This window comes from Microbacterium trichothecenolyticum, assembly GCF_041938625.1.
Lineage (GTDB): Bacteria > Actinomycetota > Actinomycetes > Actinomycetales > Microbacteriaceae > Microbacterium > Microbacterium trichothecenolyticum_D.
In genome coordinates this window covers 1,663,864-1,681,965 of record NZ_CP169427.1, presented here as the reverse complement: position 1 = coordinate 1,681,965, position 18,102 = coordinate 1,663,864, and the positions used below count along the sequence as shown (strand labels likewise).

16 protein-coding genes are annotated in these 18,102 nt (G+C 70.3%); 4 read left to right on the top strand and 12 right to left on the bottom strand.

Going from position 1 to position 18,102, the window contains the following annotated elements; all coding sequences use genetic code 11:
- Positions 1–50: 50 nt before the first annotated feature.
- The 3 genes from ACEYYH_RS07535 to ACEYYH_RS07525 are packed head-to-tail and all read right to left on the bottom strand — an operon-like array spanning position 51 to position 2,001.
- Positions 51–419 carry a hypothetical protein gene (locus ACEYYH_RS07535; protein ID WP_374977607.1) on the bottom strand — a complete coding sequence of 123 codons (369 nt, stop codon included), beginning with the start codon at positions 417–419 and terminating at the stop codon, positions 51–53.
- A complete protein-coding gene (gene truB, locus ACEYYH_RS07530) occupies positions 416–1,321 on the bottom strand; it encodes a tRNA pseudouridine(55) synthase TruB (RefSeq protein WP_374977606.1) in 906 nt (301 codons plus the stop codon). Before truB ends, ACEYYH_RS07535 begins: the two co-directional genes overlap by 4 nt.
- Entirely contained in the window at positions 1,321–2,001 is a 681-nt protein-coding gene (locus ACEYYH_RS07525; protein ID WP_374977605.1) for a uridine kinase, read from the bottom strand. Before ACEYYH_RS07525 ends, truB begins: the two co-directional genes overlap by 1 nt.
- Positions 2,002–2,058: 57 nt before the next feature.
- On the opposite strand from ACEYYH_RS07525, the gene ACEYYH_RS07520 reads away from it, so the two are divergent.
- A complete protein-coding gene (locus ACEYYH_RS07520; RefSeq protein ID WP_374977604.1) occupies positions 2,059–2,925 on the top strand; it encodes an A/G-specific adenine glycosylase in 867 nt (288 codons plus the stop codon).
- Between the two features lie 82 nt (positions 2,926–3,007).
- Here the strand turns inward: ACEYYH_RS07520 and rbfA are convergent, their stop codons facing one another.
- The 5 genes from rbfA to ACEYYH_RS07495 all read right to left on the bottom strand — a co-directional run bounded on the left by rbfA (position 3,008) and on the right by ACEYYH_RS07495 (position 9,712).
- Positions 3,008–3,442, bottom strand: coding sequence for a 30S ribosome-binding factor RbfA (rbfA, locus tag ACEYYH_RS07515; protein ID WP_116193889.1), 435 nt, complete (start codon positions 3,440–3,442; stop codon positions 3,008–3,010).
- Positions 3,443–3,508: 66 nt separating this feature from the next.
- Positions 3,509–6,337 carry a translation initiation factor IF-2 gene (gene infB / locus ACEYYH_RS07510; RefSeq protein ID WP_374977603.1) on the bottom strand — a complete coding sequence of 943 codons (2,829 nt, stop codon included), beginning with the start codon at positions 6,335–6,337 and terminating at the stop codon, positions 3,509–3,511.
- A 92-nt stretch (positions 6,338–6,429) separates the two neighbouring features.
- A complete protein-coding gene (locus ACEYYH_RS07505; protein WP_374977602.1) occupies positions 6,430–6,681 on the bottom strand; it encodes a YlxR family protein in 252 nt (83 codons plus the stop codon).
- A gap of 34 nt (positions 6,682–6,715) precedes the next feature.
- On the bottom strand, positions 6,716–7,705 hold the full coding sequence (gene nusA, locus ACEYYH_RS07500) for a transcription termination factor NusA (protein WP_116193892.1): 990 nt from the start codon (positions 7,703–7,705) through the stop codon (positions 6,716–6,718).
- Between the two features lie 141 nt (positions 7,706–7,846).
- Positions 7,847–9,712, bottom strand: a complete 1,866-nt coding sequence (locus ACEYYH_RS07495; RefSeq protein ID WP_374977601.1) for a lipase family protein — start codon at positions 9,710–9,712, stop codon at positions 7,847–7,849.
- Between the two features lie 93 nt (positions 9,713–9,805).
- On the opposite strand from ACEYYH_RS07495, the gene ACEYYH_RS07490 reads away from it, so the two are divergent.
- Together ACEYYH_RS07490 and ACEYYH_RS07485 are read left to right on the top strand one after the other, a co-directional pair.
- A complete protein-coding gene (locus tag ACEYYH_RS07490; RefSeq protein ID WP_374977600.1) occupies positions 9,806–10,642 on the top strand; it encodes a DUF1206 domain-containing protein in 837 nt (278 codons plus the stop codon).
- Positions 10,643–10,725: 83 nt separating this feature from the next.
- Complete coding sequence (locus ACEYYH_RS07485) at positions 10,726–11,247, top strand: pyridoxamine 5'-phosphate oxidase family protein (protein WP_374977599.1); 522 nt, start codon at positions 10,726–10,728, stop codon at positions 11,245–11,247.
- Between the two features lie 114 nt (positions 11,248–11,361).
- Here the strand turns inward: ACEYYH_RS07485 and ACEYYH_RS07480 are convergent, their stop codons facing one another.
- The 4 genes from ACEYYH_RS07480 to ACEYYH_RS07465 all read right to left on the bottom strand — a co-directional run bounded on the left by ACEYYH_RS07480 (position 11,362) and on the right by ACEYYH_RS07465 (position 16,825).
- On the bottom strand, positions 11,362–13,389 hold the full coding sequence (locus tag ACEYYH_RS07480; protein ID WP_374978182.1) for a PhoX family phosphatase: 2,028 nt from the start codon (positions 13,387–13,389) through the stop codon (positions 11,362–11,364).
- A 204-nt stretch (positions 13,390–13,593) separates the two neighbouring features.
- The gene (locus tag ACEYYH_RS07475) at positions 13,594–14,643 is read right to left on the bottom strand and encodes a TIGR00730 family Rossman fold protein (RefSeq protein WP_374977598.1); all 1,050 of its coding nucleotides are present in this window, start codon (positions 14,641–14,643) and stop codon (positions 13,594–13,596) included.
- A gap of 91 nt (positions 14,644–14,734) precedes the next feature.
- Complete coding sequence (locus ACEYYH_RS07470; protein WP_374977597.1) at positions 14,735–16,534, bottom strand: proline--tRNA ligase; 1,800 nt, start codon at positions 16,532–16,534, stop codon at positions 14,735–14,737.
- A 120-nt stretch (positions 16,535–16,654) separates the two neighbouring features.
- Complete coding sequence (locus ACEYYH_RS07465) at positions 16,655–16,825, bottom strand: hypothetical protein (RefSeq protein WP_374977596.1); 171 nt, start codon at positions 16,823–16,825, stop codon at positions 16,655–16,657.
- 415 nt (positions 16,826–17,240) lie between these two features.
- On the opposite strand from ACEYYH_RS07465, the gene ACEYYH_RS07460 reads away from it, so the two are divergent.
- A complete protein-coding gene (locus ACEYYH_RS07460; RefSeq protein WP_374977595.1) occupies positions 17,241–18,101 on the top strand; it encodes a glycosyltransferase family 2 protein in 861 nt (286 codons plus the stop codon).
- The last annotated feature ends 1 nt before the right edge of the window (position 18,102 follow it).

The following is an 18,102-nucleotide window of genomic DNA, read 5'->3' as shown; positions in this document are numbered from 1 at the left end:
GGTCGACATAACCAGACGAGTTTAGTTCGTGTCGCCGAGGCCGCGGCTTCTCAGGCCACCTGGACGGTCCAGATGACGTACATGCGCCACACCATGACCGCGATGGACAAGGCCGCAATGCCCATGATCACCGTGCTCCAGCGACTGCGCTCGAGCAGCGCCCAGGCGACTGCCGCGAACGGGAGCAGCACCGCGGACACGAGGTAGACCCAGAACTCGAGCAGGCTGCCAGACGGCGGGTTGCCCGCGAAGGGCGCGATGATCGCCACCACGACCTGCACCAGCAGCAGCAGTTCGACCAGCGCGAGCGAACCGACGGTCCAGTCGCTCGGGCGGCGCCCCGCGAGACCCGCGATCACGCAGAAGAGACCCGCCGCGACGGCGACGACGACCTGGGCGATCGTGAACCACAGGATCAACGGGCAGCCTCCTCGGGCATGTTCATGGCGCTCTTGACATCGGCGCCGCGGCGCTCGACGATGCCGACGAGCACGCCGTCGGGGTCGATCGCGGCGGTCGGGCTCGCGGGAAGCCGCACCGCGGCGCCCAGGAGGCGCTTGCCGTGGCGCAGGTCGCGGGCCTCGTCGGCGGTGACGTCGAACCGGCCGAGCACGGCAGCGGCCGCGGCAGCGGGGTCGAGCAACGGCGCGTCGGCGAGCGCGTCGACGGCGGCGGCCGGCGCCACGTCGAAGGGGCCGATGCGCGTGCGCCGCAGGGCCGTGAGGTGACCGCCGACGCCGAGCGCGGCGCCGAGATCGCGGGCGAGCGATCGGATGTAGGTGCCGCTGGAGCAGTCGACCACCACGTCGAGGTCGACGACGCCGCCGGCCCCTGAGCCCGTCGAAGGGCGCCGCTCGGCGAGCGCGTCGAACCTCGATACCGTGACCTCGCGGGCCTTGAGCTGCACGTCCTCCCCCGCCCGCGCGAGGTCGTACGCGCGGCGGCCGTCGACCTTGATCGCCGAGTATGTGCTCGGCACCTGCGAGATGCGGCCGGTCAGCGCGGCGATGCCGTCGGCGATAGCGACGGAGTCTAGGGACGCAGCATCCGTCTCCGAGACGACCTGCCCCTCGGCATCGTCGGTGTCGGTGGCGACGCCGAGGCGGATCGTCGCCTCGTAGGTCTTGTCGAGCCCGACCACGAAGGTCAGCAGGCGCGTCGCACCCTCGACGCCGAGCACGAGCAGGCCGGTCGCCATCGGGTCGAGCGTGCCGGCGTGGCCGATCTTGCGCGTGCCGAGGGCGCGACGAGCGCGCGCGACGACGTCGTGCGAGGTGATGCCGCCGGGCTTGTCGACCAGCAGGATTCCGGGTGCCGCCATCAGCTGCGCCCCACGATCCGGGGGTGTGCGAGGTCGGTGTTGTCGACGATGACGGATGCTGCCTCCCGCGGCCTCGCCTCGTTCAGGTAGATCTCCTGCCCCTGCCTGTAGCGCGCGTTCGAGGGCGCGTCGGGGTCGGGATCGGAGTCGTCGCGGAGCGCCATGCGACCATAGGCGACCTCGACGGGAACATCGAGCCAGATCGACCAGTCCCACAGGTCCTGCAGCTCGGGACGGTTCAGGAAGATGCCGTCGACGACCAGCACGGCGTCGAGCGGTGCGGTGACCCACTGGGACTCGACGGGAGCGTCGCGGGTCACGTCGAACGCGGTCAGCTGGAACCCGGTGGTCCCGGCCGTCTGCGCGCCGTCGCGGAACGGGTCGATCAGCACCCGACGGAACGTGGCGTAGTCGTAGGAGTCCCAGTAGAAGCCCTCGGGGCTGCGGCGCCCGCGGACGTACCGCTCAGCGCGCGGGCGGTGGAACCCGTCGATGCCGGCACGGAACACCGCGGCGCCGGTCTCGGCGAAGACCTCGGCGAGGCCGTCGGCGAAGACCGTCTTGCCCGCCCCGTCGAGTCCGTCGATCGCGACGATCACCCGCCCGGCGGGGTACCGGCGTCGCACGCGGTCGCGCAGCTCGCGCCACAGCGTCGTGGTCGGTGTGACGGGCAGGCGCATGGTTCCAGCCTACGGCGCACAGGCGCCTCGCCCGCCCGGACGCCTACGCTGGAAGGCATGCCCGACCTCGCCGCGCCCCTGGTCGAGTGGTACCGGGCGAACGCCCGCGACCTGCCGTGGCGGCGGGCCGGATTCGGGCCGTGGGGCGTGCTCGTGAGCGAGTTCATGCTGCAGCAGACGCCGGTGAACCGCGTCATCCCCCACCTCGAGGCGTGGCTCACCCGATGGCCGACGCCCGCCGACCTGGCCGCGGCCGCCCCCGCCGACGCGGTGCGACAGTGGGCGAACCTGGGGTACCCGCGCCGGGCGCTGTGGCTGCACCGTGCGGCGGTCGAGATCCGCGACCGCCACGACGGCGTCGTCCCGCGCGACGTGGACGCGCTGCTCGCGCTGACGGGCGTCGGCGACTACACCGCCCGCGCCGTGGCGGTCTTCGCATACGGCGACCGGCATCCCGTCGTCGACACCAACACGCGGCGCGTTCTGGCGCGCGCGATCGACGGCCGGTCGCAGGCGGGGCCGCCGTCGCGTCGCGACCTCGCGGCGATGGAGGCGATCCTGCCCGCGGATCGCACGATCGCCGCCGTCGTGAACGCCGCGGCGATGGAGCTCGGCGCAACGGTCTGCACCGCGCGGATCCCCCGGTGCGACGCGTGTCCGCTCAGCGATCGCTGCGCCTGGCTCGCAGCCGGTCGCCCCGACACGGGCGACGAACGCCGCAAGCAGGCGCGGTACGAGGGCAGCGACCGGCAGGCGCGCGGCGCGGTGCTGAAGACGCTGAGGGATGCTGCCACCCACGCGGTGCCGCTCGCCGAGGTCGTGCCCGACTGGCCTGACGCGCTGCAGCGCGACCGCGCCATCGACTCGCTCATCGCGGACGGACTCGCCGAAGCGGCCGAAGGGATGCTGCGGCTCCCGGGATAGGCGGCGCTCCGCAGAAATCGACGTACTGCGCAGAATCGCGCCGGGGGATCCGGCGCGATTCTAGGGGACTCGTGGCGAGCGCTTACTCGTCGTCGTCGAGTTCGCGAGGCTTGAGGTACGGGTCGGCGTCGCCGGCGTACGTCGCGGACGCGGCGAGACCCGCGACCGCGGCATCCCGCTCCTGCGCCTCGCGCAGCAGGTCGGCGATGTGACCCGCGTTCTCGGGGATCGCGTCGGGGATGAACTCGAGCGACGGGGTGAGGCGGACGTTGAGGTGCTTGCCCACCTCGGAGCGCAGCATCCCGGTCGCCGCCTTGAGCGCCTTCGCGGAATCCGCACGCTCCTCGGCAGAACCCAGCACCGTGTAGAACACGGACGCGTGCTGCAGGTCACCCGTGACGCGCACGTCCGTGATGGTGACGAAGCCCAGGCGCGGGTCGCGCAGGCCCTTCTCGAGCCTCTCGGCCAGGATCACGCGGATGCGGTCGCCCAGACGGGCCTGACGTTCCGAAGACATGATGATGCTCCTTCCGAAGCGTGAGGGACGCCCTGACGGATCAGGACGCCCCTCACGTTGCGCGACTTACGCGCGGGGCTTCTCGACCATCTCGGTGGTCTCGATCTCGTCGCCCACCTGGATGTCGTTGTACTTGCCGAGGCCGATACCGGCTTCGAAGTCCGTGCGGACCTCGGTGACGTCGTCCTTGAAGCGGCGCAGCGACTCGATCGCCAGGCCGTCGGCGATGACCACGCCGTCGCGGATGACGCGCGCCTTGGCGTTGCGCGTGATCGTGCCCGAGCGGACGATGACACCGGCGATGTTGCCGAACTTCGAGGAGCGGAACACCTCGCGGATCTCGGCGACGCCCGACTGGACCTCTTCGTACTCCGGCTTGAGCAGGCCCTTGAGCGACTGCTCGACGTCGTCGATCGCGTTGTAGATGACCGAGTAGAACCGGACATCCACACCCTCACGAGCGGCGCGCTCGCGCGCCTTCGTGTCGGGACGGACGTTGAAGCCGATGACGATCGCGTTGTCGATCGTCGCGAGGTTGATGTCGGACTCGGTGATCGCACCGACACCGCGGTGGATGATCCGCAGCTGGACGGAGTCGTCGACCTCGATCTTGAGCAGTGACTCCTCGAGCGCCTCGACGGCACCCGACACGTCACCCTTGATGATGAGGTTGAGCGACTCGACCTTGCCCTCTTCGAGAGCGCGGGTGAAGTCCTCGAGCGAGATGCGCTTGCGGGCCTTGGCCAGCTGGGCGTTGCGCTCGGCGGCCTCACGCTTCTCGGCGATCTGGCGGGCCGTGCGGTCCTCCTCGGTCACGATGAACGTGTCGCCGGCTCGCGGCACCGAGTTGAGACCCTGCACCTGCACCGGACGCGAGGGGTACGCCTCCTCGACCGGGTCGCCGTTCTCGTCGATCATGGCGCGCACGCGGCCGTAGGCCGTGCCCGCGACGATGGCGTCGCCGACGCGCAGCGTTCCGGACTGGATGAGCACCGTGGCGACCGAACCGCGACCCTTGTCGAGCTTGGCCTCGATCGCGACACCGCGGGCGTCCTTGTTCGGGTTGGCCGTGAGGTCCAGTCCGGCGTCGGCCGTGAGCAGCACGGCGTCCAGGAGCTCCTGGATACCGGTGTTCTGGCGAGCCGACACGTCGACGAACAGCACGTCGCCGCCGTACTCCTCGGCGACCAGACCGTACTCGGTGAGCTGCTGGCGCACCTTGGCCGGGTTGGCGTCGGGCTTGTCGACCTTGTTCACCGCGACCACGATCGGCACGTTCGCCGCCTGGGCGTGGTTCAGGGCCTCCACCGTCTGCGGCATGATGCCGTCGTCGGCCGCGACCACGAGGATCGCGATGTCGGTGACCTGCGCACCACGGGCACGCATGGCGGTGAACGCCTCGTGACCGGGGGTGTCGATGAAGGTGATGGCGCGGTCGATGCCGTCGTGCTCGGTCCAGACCTGGTACGCACCGATGTGCTGCGTGATGCCGCCGGCCTCGCCCGCGACCACGTTGGTCTGGCGGATGGCGTCGAGCAGTCGCGTCTTACCGTGGTCGACGTGACCCATGACGGTCACGACCGGAGGCCGGATCTCGAGGTCCTCCTCGTTCTCCGCCTCCAGCTCGGCCTCGAGGTCGAGACCGAAGCCCTCGAGGAGCTCCTTGTCCTCGTCCTCGGGCGAGACCATCTGGATCTTGTAGCCGAGCTCGGCGCCGAGCACCTCGAACGTCGCCTCGTCCAGCGACTCGGTGGCCGTGGCCATCTCGCCGAGGTTGAAGAGGATCGTCACGAGCGTGCCGGGCTGCACGGTGTAGCCGCGCAGGGCCTCGAGCTTGTCGGCGAAGTCGGCGATCGATGCGCCGCGGCGCATCCGGATGATCTCGCCGTTGCCCTTCGAGACGTTGACGCCGCCGACGACCGGCGCCGACCGCATCTCGAATTCCTGGCGCTTCGCCCGACGCGACTTGCGCTGCTTCGACTTGCCGCCGCCCTTGCCGAAGGCGCCGGCGGTGCCACCACCAGGGCCACGGCCGCGACCGCCGCCGCCACCGGGACGACCGGCGAAGCCGCCGGGTGCGCCCGCACCGGGCGCGCCGCCGGGACGCTGGAAGCCGCCGCCGGCACCGCCGGGACGACCGGGGCCGCCGGGACGCTGCTGGAAGGGAGCGCCGGGACGACCGCCACCACCGGGACGGCCCGCACCACCCGGACGCGGGGCGCCGGGACGCGGGGCACCCGGGCGCGGAGCCTGGGGACGCGGGATGTTGCCGGGGCTCGGGCGCTGGCCCATGCCCTGTGCCGACGCGAACGGGTTGTTTCCCGGACGCGGGCCGGCGGGACGCTGGCCCATACCCTGCGACGATGCGAAGGGGTTGTTGCCGGGACGCGGCGTGCCACCCGGGCGCGGGGGCTGCGGCGTCGCGGCGGCCGGGCCGGGCTTGGGCGCGCCGGGTGCGGCCGGAGCCTCCGGCGCCTTCGCGGCGGGCGCCTTGGCGGCGGGAGCCGCCGGAGCCGCGGGGGCGGCCTTCGCTGCCGGAGCAGCGGGCGCGGCCGGAGCCGCGGGGGCGGCCTTCGCTGCCGGAGCAGCGGGCGCGGCCGGGCGCGCCGGACCGGGCTTCGCAGCCGGGCCGGGACGACTCGCGGGCGCACCGGGCTTGGCCGCGGGTGCGGAAGGTGCCGCAGCGGCGGGCTTCGCCGCTGCGGGCGCGCCGTCAGCGGACTTCGCCGCGCCGTCGGCTTCGAGCGCAGCGCGGAGCTTCCGCGCTACGGGGGGTTCGATGGTGGACGAGGGGCTCTTGACGTATTCGCCGAGAGCTTTCAGCTTCTCGAGCGCGACCTTGCTGTCGACGCCGAGCTCGGAAGCGATCTCGTGTACGCGTGGTTTTCCAGCCACAATTCTCCTGTCTGGGGCCCACCCCGGACAGGGCAGACCGTTATCGGCGGACGGGTCTCATTTCGAGCCGTTCACTTTGTTTCCATAGCCGTTCAGCCTTTTCGCTGGATGTGCTTTTCGATGGTCTGCGTGTCAAGCGGGCCTGACACACGCAATGCCCGCACGAAGGCGCGGCGCCGGATGGCGGCATCCACGCACTCCTGCGTCTCGTGCACCCACGCGCCTCTTCCGGGCATCGATGCACGCTCGTCGACGACGAGGTGGGAATCGATGGAGACCACCCTGAGGAGGGTGGACCGGAGAGCACGCGTGCGGCATCCGACGCACGTTCGTACTGAGTCCATGTTACACCGCGCAGCTGGGAGCCGGCGCCGCTGGTCAGCCCTCCTCGAGGATCGAGTCCGGCTGGATGTCGATCTTCGCGCCCGTGAGCTTGGCGGCCAGGCGGGCGTTCTGACCCTCCTTGCCGATCGCGAGCGACAGCTGGTAGTCGGGCACGAGCGCGCGCACGGCCTTGTTCGAGGCGTCGAGGATGAAGCTCGAGGTCACCTTCGCAGGCGACAGCGCGTTCGCGACGAACTTCGCGAGCTCGGGGTCGTAGTCGACGATGTCGATCTTCTCGCCGCCGAGCTCTTCGGTGACCGCGCGCACGCGACGGCCGAGCTCGCCGATGCACGCCCCCTTGGCGTTGATCGACGGGTCGTTCGCCTTCACCGCGATCTTGGTGCGGTGGCCGGCCTCGCGCGCGAGCGAGACGATCTCGACGAGTCCTGCGGGGATCTCGGGCACCTCGAGCGCGAACAGCTTGCGGACGAGACCCGGGTGCGTGCGTGAGACGGTGATCTGCGGGCCCTTGGTGCCCTTCGCGACCGACGTGACGTAGACGCGCAGACGCGCGCCGTGGGCGTAGTCTTCGCCGGGCACCTGCTCCTCGGGGGGCAGGATCGCCTCGACCGTGCCGAGGTCGACGTGCACCATGCGCGGATTCGGTCCCTGCTGCACGATGCCGGCGACGATATCGCCCTCCTTGCCGCGGAACTCCCCCAGCACCGCGTCGTCGGCGATGTCACGCAGACGCTGGCTGATGACCTGCTTCGCGGCGAACGCGGCGATGCGGCCGAAGTCCTCGGGGGTCGACTCCTCCTCGCCGACGACGGCGCCTTCCTCATCGAGGAGCGGGATGAACACGGCCACGTGACCGGTCTTGCGGTCCAGCTCCGCGCGCGCGCCCTCCGGCAGCTCGCCGGTGGGCGAGGTGTGCTTGGCGTAGGCGGTCAGGATCGCCTGTTCGATGATGCGCACGAGCTCGTCGAAGGGGATCTCCTTCTCGCGCTCGACAGTCCGCAGCAGTCCGAGATCGATGTCCACAGTGGCCTCCGTATTCAGCTCTCACCGGCGCGTCGACGCGCGCCGGAACCCTCCAACATTACCGGATGCCGCGTCCAACGGTTCTGCGAGTCGGCTCCATGTGGCGCGGCCCCGGCGGGGCGCTCCCCCGCGGGCCCGCGATCACAGCTCCGGGCAGTCGTCGACGTGCGTAGCGGAGTGGCGGAACCGGGCATCCGTCCATTCGATCAGCACCGGGACGAAGTGCGATCCCGGCAGCAGCGAGCGCAGGTGGTCGTACCCGCGGTACTCCAGGCGGCGCACCTGGTTGCCCTCCGCGCACAGCCGTTCGACGAACTCTTCCTGCAGGCGGGGCGGGATGACCTCGTCCTCGTCCCCCCATGCGATGAGGATCGGCTGCGTCCACGGGCCCGTCGGCGTGTTGTCCTCCAAACGACGGCCGAGCGCACCGGTGGTGAGGTCGCCGACGAAGAGCGGACGGTCTTCCGAGACGCCCAGCGCGGTCGCGACCGACACGATCACACCGGGCTCGGACGGACAGCGCTGGGTCATCTCGCGGACGATCGCCTCCGAGCCTGGCGCGATATAGCGGGTGAGGTCGACGTCGTCGTACGTGTCGGCGTAAGGCACGAGCACCCACGAGATGAGGATCGACAGCAGCGCGTTCGCGTCACCGCTCGTCAACTCCTCGGCGAGCGCGACCGGCTCGGCGGCCGGCGCGAGCAGGGCGGTGCCTCGCATATCCAGATCCGGCGCGTACTCCTCGGCGATCTGCGAAGTCCAGAGGGCGGCGTGTCCGCCCTGGGAATGCCCCCAGACCGCGGTGCGGCTCGACAGTGTGACCCCGTCGAGCTCTCGCGCAGCGACGACGGCGTCGAGCGACGAGCGCGCCTCGCCGCGGCCGATGAGGTACGGGAAGACCCCGGGCGCCCCCTGCCCGGAGTAGTCGGAGGCGACGACCACCCAGCCGTTCGCGATCGCCTGGTCGAGCCCCGGGATCGCCCACTTGGTCGCCGACGCGTCGCGCAGGCTGGGCGCGCAGCCGCGGGCGACGCCGGTCGTGCCGTGGTTCCAGATGACGACCGGCCGCGGCCCGGGAGGCGGGTCCTGCGGCACGATGACCAATGCGCTGGCGACCGCCGGCTGGCCGTTGGCATCACGGGTCGTGTACAGGATGCGCCGAACGTCGGCGCCCGCCGGCTTCTGCCCCGAGAAGTCGTCGCTGCGGATCAGCCGCCCGTGTTCGTACGGCACGACGGCCGGCGGGTCGTAGAACGCGTCGACCACTTGGGCGCCGTCCTCGAACCACGAGTTCGCCCACCACCCGCCGACGGCGAGTACCACCAGGAGCGCCGAGAGCGCGTAGCGCCCCGCCGCAAGCAATGCAGCACGGGCATGGCCGCGTCTCGGGGACGCGGATGCCGGGAGGGATGCGGCGGGCAGCCCCGTCGCCGGCACGGAACGCCTTCCCTCCACGAAGGCGCGCACCGCACGGACGAGCAGTGTCGCCCCGAACACGATCGTGCGCACACCGAAGACCACCGCGACGAGGAGGACCGTGACGTCGGGCCAGGCGTACGACAGGACGCCGAACGCGATCTGCGTGCCGCCCCACACGCCGGCGAGCACGCGCTGGCTCACGTTGCCGCGCAACATCGCGTCGTAGAGGGACGCCAGACCGCCGAGGACGAGGAGCACCGCGATGATCTCGGGCAGAAGCTCGAGCGTGCGGCCGAGTCCGGAGAGGATCGCGAGACCCAGGGCGATCCACAGGCCGCCGAACATCACGCGCGACCACAGACGCGTCTCGGGCGCGGCGAACAGGCGCGCGACTCCCGAGAAGACCGCGCTGAGGCCCACGTACACGGTCAGCAGCACGAGGGATGTGAGCGGCCGCGTGACGATGAGCAGGCCGACGAGGAGCGAGAGCGCGCCCACGGCGACGAGCACGACGGGAGGAGCTCCCCGCACCAGGCGGGGTACGACGCTCCAGCCGGTCGCCGGTGGTCGACGGCCCTCGCGGATCATCCCCCCAAGATAGGACCGCGTCTCTGGGAGTCACCGATGCGCGGTTCCGTCAAGCCCCTGCGCGCCGCGTGGCAGCCATCTAGCGTGAGGGGGATGACGACCGGCGGGCGGGTGAAGAGCAACGCGAAGCAGCTCGCCCGCGATGCGGAGTCGAACAGCGTCTTCGAGGGCGTCGCTCGCGGCGGCTACGTCGCGAACGCCGTCATCCACGCACTCATCGGCGTGATCGTGATCGTGATCGCCTCGGGCGGCACGGGCGAGGGTGACCAGGCCGGCGCCATGAAGGCGGTGGCGGGCGCCCCCGCGGGCTTCGTCGTACTGTGGCTCATCGCAGTCGGGCTGTGCGCGCTCGGGGTCTGGCATACGGCCGAGGGCCTTCTGGCCAGGGACCGGTCCGGCGACACGAAGGGCGCCGCCCGCACGTGGGGACGCCGCCTCGCCGAGTGGGGTCAGGCCGCGGTGTTCCTCGCGCTCGGCCTGATCGCGGCGGCGGTGGCGATCGGCGCGCGACCGGACGCCGACCAGACGGCCGAGGATGCCAGCCGCGAGTTGCTCCGGGTGCCCGGAGGCTCCATCGTCCTGGCGGCGATCGGCCTGGCGATCGCTATCGCGGGCGTCGCGTTCGTGGCGATGGGCGTGCGGCGCAGCTTCCGCGCACGCATGCAGATTCCCGACGGCGCGCTGGGCCGAGGGGTCACGGCGCTCGGCGTCGTGGGATTCGTCGCCAAGGGGGTCGCGCTGGCCGCTCTGGGTGTGTTGCTCATCGTGTCCGCGTTGGTGACCGACGCCGAGACGGCTGGCAGCCTCGACGGCGCCATCGACGCCATGCTGGCGCTGCCGTTCGGCTCGGCGCTCGCATGGACGATCGGCATCGGCTTCCTGGCCTACGCCGCCTTCACGGTAGCCCGCGCGCGCTTCGCGCGGATGTGACCGCCCGGAGGTGGGCGTACGACGCGGCATCCGTGCTGTCAATGCCCTGGCGCCCGTGCTGACACCTGACGCAATCTGGCGGCATGACCCACGCAGAGGAAGATCTCGTCACCGGCCCCGAAGCGATCGAGCGGGTCAAGGAACTCGTCGAAGACATCGACTTCACGATGCTGACCACCCGCGACTCGTCGGGGAACCTCGTCAGCCGGCCGATGAGCACGCGGCAGATGGACGAGAAGGGCGATATCTGGTTCTTCACCCTCGCCGGCACCGGGAAGGTCGCCGAGAGCCAGGCCGATCCGCAGCACGACGTCGGCCTGTCGTACCTCGACTCGAAGGGACACCGGTACGTGTCCGTCGCCGGGCGCGCGGAGGTCATCCGCGATGAGGCGAAGATGAAGGAGCTGTACTCCCCCAGCCTCGACATCTGGTTCGAGGACGGCCTCGAGACCCCCGGCATCGTGCTGCTGCGCGTGACGCCCGTCGAGTGCGAGTTCTGGGAGCCTCGGCACGGCAAGCTCGTCACCGCCGCGGGCATGCTGAAGGCGCTCGTGACCCGGGACACTCCTGACGACACCATGTCGCACGGCAGGGTCAGCTGCTGACGTCCGCCGGGCCTCCCACGCCACCGGGCATCCGCGGCGACCGCGACCCGGAGTCCTGATGCCGCCACGCCGCCCCGCCTGAGGAGCGGGGCGGCGTCTCGATCCGAAGCGGCCTCAGCCGCGGTACACCTGGACGACCGACGGACGCGGTGCCCTACCCGCAAAGCCCGGACCGGTCTTGCCGTAGTCGGGGAAGAGCGACGTCGGCGCGTCGAACGTGCCGCCCTCGCCCGGGTGCTGCACCGCGACGAACACGAGGCCGTCTTTGTCGTGGATGACCGGGCCGCAGGTCTCGGCCTCGCGCGGCACCGAGAGGAACTGCTGCACGTGGCCGCGCTCCGCGCCCTCGAGCGGCACCAGGAACAGGCCGTCGTTGAAGCCGATGGTGCTCGGCGCACCGTCGGTCGAGATCCAGAGGTTGCCCGCCGAGTCGAACGCCACGTTGTCGGGGCACGAGATCGGCGACACGAGCTCCTTCGGGAATCCGGCGAAGTACGAGTTCGCGAACACCGCCGGGTCGCCACACAGGAGCAGGATGCTCCAGCCGAACGTCGTGCCCGCCTGCCCGGCGGTCTCCGTCATCTCGATGACGTGGCCGTAGCGGTTCCCCGTGACCGGGTTCGCCTCGTCCAGCGTCGCCACCGACCGGCTCGAGTTGTTCGTGAGCGCGAGGTACACCTTGCCCGTCTTGGGGTTGGGCTCGACGTCCTCCGGACGATCCATCTTCGTCGCGCCCACGGCATCCGCCGCCAGACGGGTGTAGACGAGCACCTGCTCGGTCGTGAACCCGGCGACGACGCTCTGACCGTTCTGCGTGAGCGGGATCCAGGTGCCCGAGCCGTCGAAGGCGCCGTCGGCAGGCAGGGCGCCGTTGCCGATGATCTGATTCGCCGGCGAGTTGCCCGAGAACTTGGCGACGTAGAGGTCGCCCTCGCTCAGCAGTCCGAGGTTCTTCTTGCGCGAGCCCGAGATCTTGTTCTTCGAGACGAACTTGTACAGGTAGTCGTTTCGCTCGTCGTCGCCCATGTAGGCGACCACGCGGCCGTCCTCGGCGACGATGACGTTCGCACCCTCGTGCTTGAAGCGGCCCATCGCGGTGTGCTTGCGCGGGATCGAGGTCGGATCTTGCGGGTCGATCTCGACGATGTAGCCGAAGCGGTTCGGCTCGTTGACGTAGTCGGCGTTGTGCGCGTCGAAGCGGGGGTCGTACTTGTCCCAGCCGGTGGAGGTTGAGGTCGACGGCGACGACTGGTAGCGCTTCTGCGCGGCGGTGTCGGCGGCCCAGGCGAAGTAGCCGTTGAAGTTCTCCTCGCCCGAGAGGATCGTCCCCCACGGCGTGGTGCCGCCGGCGCAGTTGCCCAGCGTGCCGTGCACCCAGCGGCCCTCGGGGTCGGCGGCCGTCTTCACGAGGTCGCTGCCCGCGGCGGGACCGGTGAGCTCGAACACCGTCTCGACCGTGATGCGACGGTTGCGCTTGCCGTCGACGACGTACGACCAGGGCTCACCGGTGCGCTTTCGCGTGATCTCGACGACCGACATGCCCTGCGCGGCCTTGTAGATGTCGCCACGGCGCTGCAGCTCGGCGGCGTCGCTGGTGGGCGGGAACATGATCTCGGGGTTGACGTACTCGTGGTTGTTCACGAGCACGCCTGTCTTGCCGCTCGGGTCGGCGACGATGTCGAGGTAGTCGCAGTTGTAGCCGAACTGCACAGCCTGGGCTGCGGGCGACTGCGCGTTGATGTCGAAGACCGGCGCGTTCGAGAACAGCGGGTCGCCCCAGCGGATGATCGGCTGCCACGTGTAGCCGGCCGGCACGGTGAACTCGTCGACCAGACGGTTCACCGGCGCGATCGGGTCGAACGGGAGGCTGCCGCCCGCCGGACGCGCGAACGCGGCGCCCGCTCCGCCGACGCCCGACGAGCCGGGGCCCGACAGCGGCGTCTGCCCGCGGAGCCCGCCGACGGTGAGGGCGACCGCACCCGCGGCGCCGAGTCCGAGGAGCGCGCGGCGCGACAGCGCTGCCGACGCGACCTCCTGGAACGTCTCGTTGTGCGACGAGTTGCACTCGGGGCCTAGGCACGCGTTGGCGCACTTGTACTGGCACGTCACGGCGAGGCGCTTGCCTCGTGCGTGGTCGGCCATGGGCAGGGAACGGCGGAATCCTTCGATGATGCTCACGAGCGTCCTCTCGGCATGCATGACAGCGGGCTGGCGTGGGGTGGCGCCAGCCTCGCCCCGTGGGGCGAAGCCGCCTGGAACCCGAGGTGAACGGCCGGCGACGAGAACATGAGAACGGCCTCATCGAGACGGATGCCGCCGCCCGCCGCCCGCCGGCGGCCGAAGGCGTCAGGCGGCCGGCGCAGATTCGAGCGAGTTGATCGCCCGGATCAAGCGGTAGAGCTCCCCCACCCGGAACTGATTCAGCCGCAGTACCAATCGCGGCAAGTGGAGCTTGTCGTCGTCCTCCACCTCGACGGTGAGCGGTCCGCGCCGCTCGATCTCGCCCTCGGTGACGAGGTGGCCGAACGCGGCGTTGAGCGCCTGGAGCTCAGCATCCGTCGGCTCCGCCTTCAGCCGCAGCACGAGTCGCTTGCCGACCCACCGCAACGAGTCGTAGTTGCGGTAGAACCCGGTGAGCTCGTCGACCGCTGCGGTCACCGAGTCGGTGACGAGCACCCGATCGAAGTCGCCCGAGGAGATCACGCCGGACGGCAGCAGGTGCTCGTCGACGAAGCGGCGCAGTCCCGACCAGAACGTCCCGCCGGGCGCATCGAGCAGGACGATCGGCGTCGGATCCGCTTTGCCGGTCTGCTGCAGCGTCAGCAGCTCGAACATCTCGTCCAGCGTGCCGAAGCCGCCCGGTACGCAGATGAATCCGCTCGACTCCTTCACGAGCATGAGCTTGCGCGTGAAGAAGTACTTCATCGCCACGTTGCGCGCGTTCGCGCCGACGATCGCATTCGGCTTCTCCTCGAACGGGAGGCGGATCGAGACGCCGAGCGAGTTGTGCGGCCCCGCGCCCTCCGCGGCGGCCTGCATGATGCCCGGTCCGGCACCGGTCACCACCATCCAGCCGCGCTCGGCGAGCGCCGTCGCCGCCTCGGACGCCTGCCGGTACAGCGCGTCGTCCGGCAGAGTGCGCGCCGATCCGAAGATCGTGACCTTGGGGATCCCCCGGTACGGCGCGAACAGGCGGAAGGCTGCGCGCATCTCGCTGAGCGCCGCGGACGTGATCTTGAGGTCGAGTCGCTCGGTGTCGTCGATCCCCAGTCCGATGCCGGTCGCGAGGATGCGCGCCACGAGATCGGTGCTCTCCGTGATGCCCGCCGCGGCGATCGTCGCGCGCAGCTCCTCAGTCACGGGATGCGGGATGGTTCCGGTGTCGCTGGGTCCCATGACGCCCAGAGTGCCACGCGGAACCGCCGTTCGGTGGACGACGCGTGAACGATCCGGTCGTGTCGGCGGGGCCTACGGGCCCGCGCTCGGTTCAGCGCGCGCTGAGGTGGGCGACGGCCTCCGCCACCGAGACGACCTCGCGGTCGCCGGTGCGGCGGTCCCAGAGCTCGACCTGACCGTCGGCGGCGCCGCGGCCCACGATGACGATCTTCGGCACGCCGATGAGCTCGGCGTCGCCGAACTTCACGCCGGGCGAGACCTTGGGACGGTCGTCGTAGAGCACGTCGAGACCGACCGCCTCGAGGTCTGCCGACAGCTGCGCCGCCACGTCGAACATGACGGGCTCGCGGCCCGCGGCGACCACATGCACGTCGAACGGGGCGACGGAGGCGGGCCAGATGAGCCCCTTGTCGTCGTTGTTGAGCTCGGCGATGATCGCGAGGATGCGCGTCACGCCGATGCCGTACGAGCCCATCGTGACGGTGACGAGCTTGCCGTTCTCGTCGAGCACCTTGAGACCCAGCGCGTCGGCGTACTTGCGGCCGAGCTGGAAGACATGCCCGATCTCCATGCCGCGCGCGAGCTCGACCGGACCCGAACCGTCGGGCGCCGGGTCGCCCGCGCGCACGCTCGCCACCTCGACGAATCCGTCGCCGGTGAAGTCGCGGCCCGCGACGAGCGTGTGCACGTGCTTCTGGTCGATGTTGGCGCCGGTGACCCATGCGGTGCCGTCGACGACGCGGGGGTCGAGCAGGTACCGGATCCCGGTGGCCGACTCCTCGCCGAGCACAGGGCCGGTCTCGGACCACGGCCCGATGTACCCCTTGACCAGCAACGGCTGCTTCTCGAAATCCTGCTCGGTGGCGGGCTCGACCGACGCCGGGGCGAAGGCCACCTCGACGCGCTTGTCGTCGACGTCGCGGTCGCCGGGCACGCCGACGATGACGAGCTCGCGCGTGCCGTCGAGATGCGTCAGCGCCAGCACGACGTTCTTCAGCGTGTGGGCGGCGGTCCACTCCGTCACCGCGTCCGTCGCGGGGCCGGCGATGCCGGAAGCGGGAGCCTCGAGGTGCGCGTTCGAGTGATCGACGAGCGTCTGGATCGTCGGCGTGTTCGGCGAGTCGAAGATCACGGGAGCACCGAGCCCGTCGAGCGCGATCGGCTCGGGGGCGATGGTCGTGAACGCCTCGACGTTGGCGGCGTATCCTCCCGCCGAGCGCACGAAGGTGTCTTCGCCGACGGCCGTGGGATGCAGGAACTCTTCCGATCGCGAACCACCCATGGCCCCGGCATCCGCCTGCACGATCACGTATTCGAGACCCAGCCGCTGGAAGATGCGCTCGTACGCGTCGCGCTGCAGCATGTAGCTCGCGTCGAGCCCCGCGTCGGACGAGTCGAAGGAGTAGGCGTCCTTCATGGTGAACTCGCGTCCGCGCAGCAGACCCGCTCGAGGACGGGCCTCGTCGCGGTACTTGTCCTGGATCTGGTAGATCGTCAGAGGAAGGTCCTTGTACGACGAGTACAGGTCCTTCACGAGCAGCGTGAAGACCTCTTCGTGCGTGGGAGCGAGCAGATAGTCGGCGTCCTTGCGGTCCTTCAGGCGGAAGATGCCGTCGCCATACTCCTCCCAGCGGCCCGTGACCTCGTAGGGCTCGCGGGGCAGCAGCGCCGGGAAGTGCACCTCATAGGCGCCCGCGTTCGTCATCTCGTCGCGGATGACCTGCTCGAGCTTCGCCTTGACGCGCAGGCCCAGCGGCAGCCACGCGAAGATGCCCGGCGCCTGGCGCCGGATGTAGCCGGCGCGCACGAGCAGCTTGTGGCTCGTGACCTCGGCGTCGGCGGGGTCTTCACGGAGCGTGCGGAGGAAGAAGTGCGACAGACGGGTGACCACGAGGGTCAAGTCTAGAGCGAGCGCATGCCGGCACGTTTCGGACGACGCTCGCATGGTCGCCGGCGTATGCCCACGATCGGGCGCGACGGCGTCTGCACGGCCATCGGCTGCCGGCGGCCGTCACTGGGCGTTCGAGTACTCCGCGACCGCCACCGCCGAGAAGGCGGAGCACGCCCTCACATCGCAGATCGAGCACTCGGTGCCCTTGCGGTAGTGCTCGTGCGCTTCGAATGCGTGCCCGCACTCGCACATGTCATTCGCCTGCGGAACCGTCTTCTTCGAGATTCCCACGTGTCCTTGCCCCCAGATTGAAGTGACCCGAGGCGATCGGCCCTCGGGGGTGGTGCGATCGTCACCCATTCTGGACCCCGATCCTGAGATGACGCTCCATGGTGCCGGGCGCCCGCTGTTGTCCACCTAATGGAGGACATTTTATTGCATCACCTGCGAAATGTCCCCCGAAGAGGGGACACGAAATCGCCGCCGTTAACCCGAATCTGGTGTCGCGTTCACGCGACTGAAACACCACCCGGTCACGCTCGAAGAAGAACGAAATCGGCAAACCGAGCCCCACCGGACCCGCTTCCCCACGAGCGGATCCCGTCACACGGGGTGTGCTGGACCGCATCGATGCGACGGGTGCGACCAGCCCGTTCGCGTCGGACAGACAATCACCGCTCCACCGTTCCCCATGGAAGGGCGTCACATGTCCAACGATCCGAACCTCTCCTCCCCCCGCGTCTCGATCATCGTTCCGGTCCGGAACGAGGCCAAGAACCTCGAGATCGTCCTCCCCCTCCTCCCCGACGTGCACGAGATCATCGTCGTCGACGGACATTCCGTCGACGGCTCCGCGGAGGTCGCACGGCGCGTGCGACCCTCGGTCGACGTCATCACCCAGACTCGCAAAGGCAAGGGCAACGCTCTGGTCTGCGGATTCGAGCGGGCGACCGGCGACATCATCGTGATGTTCGACGCCGACGGCTCGGCCGATGCCGACGAGATCCCCCGCTTCGTCGACGCGCTGGTCGGCGGTGCGGACGTCGCCAAGGGAAGCCGCTTCATGGCGGGCGGCGGCAGCGAGGACATCACGTTCCACCGGCAGCTGGGCAACAAGTTCCTCAACCTCCTGACGAACGTCCTCCTGGGGACCACGTACTCCGACCTCTGCTACGGCTACAACGCGTTCTGGCGCCGCATCGTGCCCGCGCTCGACCTGCCGGCGCCCGACATCGCCGGCGCCGAGGGCGAGATGCTGTGGGGCGACGGGTTCGAGATCGAGACGCTGCTCAACTGCCGCTTCGCCGAGAACCGGCTCACCGTCGTCGAGGTACCGAGCGTGGAGCTCCTGCGCATCCACGGCGAAAGCAACCTCAACGCCGTGAGCGACGGCCTTCGCGTGCTGCGCACGGTGCTCGACGAGCGCGTCAACCGCTGGGGACGCACACGCCGTCGCGCGACCACGCCCGTGTTCTCGACCTCCGTGCGCGAAGCGACGCCCGCGAGCGCGCACCGCTCCGCGCCCCCCGCCCCGGTGCTCGAGGAATCCGTCAACACGGCCGGCTAGC

Excerpts from the sequence above, each read along its gene's own strand:
- truB (WP_374977606.1), bottom strand. The coding sequence starts at position 1,321 with ATGGCGGCACCCGGAATCCTGCTGGTCGACAAGCCCGGCGGCATCACC.
- ACEYYH_RS07525 (WP_374977605.1), bottom strand. The coding sequence starts at position 2,001 with ATGCGCCTGCCCGTCACACCGACCACGACGCTGTGGCGCGAGCTGCGC.
- ACEYYH_RS07520 (WP_374977604.1), top strand. The coding sequence starts at position 2,059 with ATGCCCGACCTCGCCGCGCCCCTGGTCGAGTGGTACCGGGCGAACGCC.
- rbfA (WP_116193889.1), bottom strand. The coding sequence starts at position 3,442 with ATGTCTTCGGAACGTCAGGCCCGTCTGGGCGACCGCATCCGCGTGATC.
- ACEYYH_RS07505 (WP_374977602.1), bottom strand. The coding sequence starts at position 6,681 with ATGGACTCAGTACGAACGTGCGTCGGATGCCGCACGCGTGCTCTCCGG.
- ACEYYH_RS07495 (WP_374977601.1), bottom strand. The coding sequence starts at position 9,712 with ATGATCCGCGAGGGCCGTCGACCACCGGCGACCGGCTGGAGCGTCGTA.
- ACEYYH_RS07490 (WP_374977600.1), top strand. The coding sequence starts at position 9,806 with ATGACGACCGGCGGGCGGGTGAAGAGCAACGCGAAGCAGCTCGCCCGC.
- ACEYYH_RS07485 (WP_374977599.1), top strand. The coding sequence starts at position 10,726 with ATGACCCACGCAGAGGAAGATCTCGTCACCGGCCCCGAAGCGATCGAG.
- ACEYYH_RS07480 (WP_374978182.1), bottom strand. The coding sequence starts at position 13,389 with ATGGCCGACCACGCACGAGGCAAGCGCCTCGCCGTGACGTGCCAGTAC.
- ACEYYH_RS07475 (WP_374977598.1), bottom strand. The coding sequence starts at position 14,643 with ATGGGACCCAGCGACACCGGAACCATCCCGCATCCCGTGACTGAGGAG.
- ACEYYH_RS07460 (WP_374977595.1), top strand. The coding sequence starts at position 17,241 with ATGTCCAACGATCCGAACCTCTCCTCCCCCCGCGTCTCGATCATCGTT.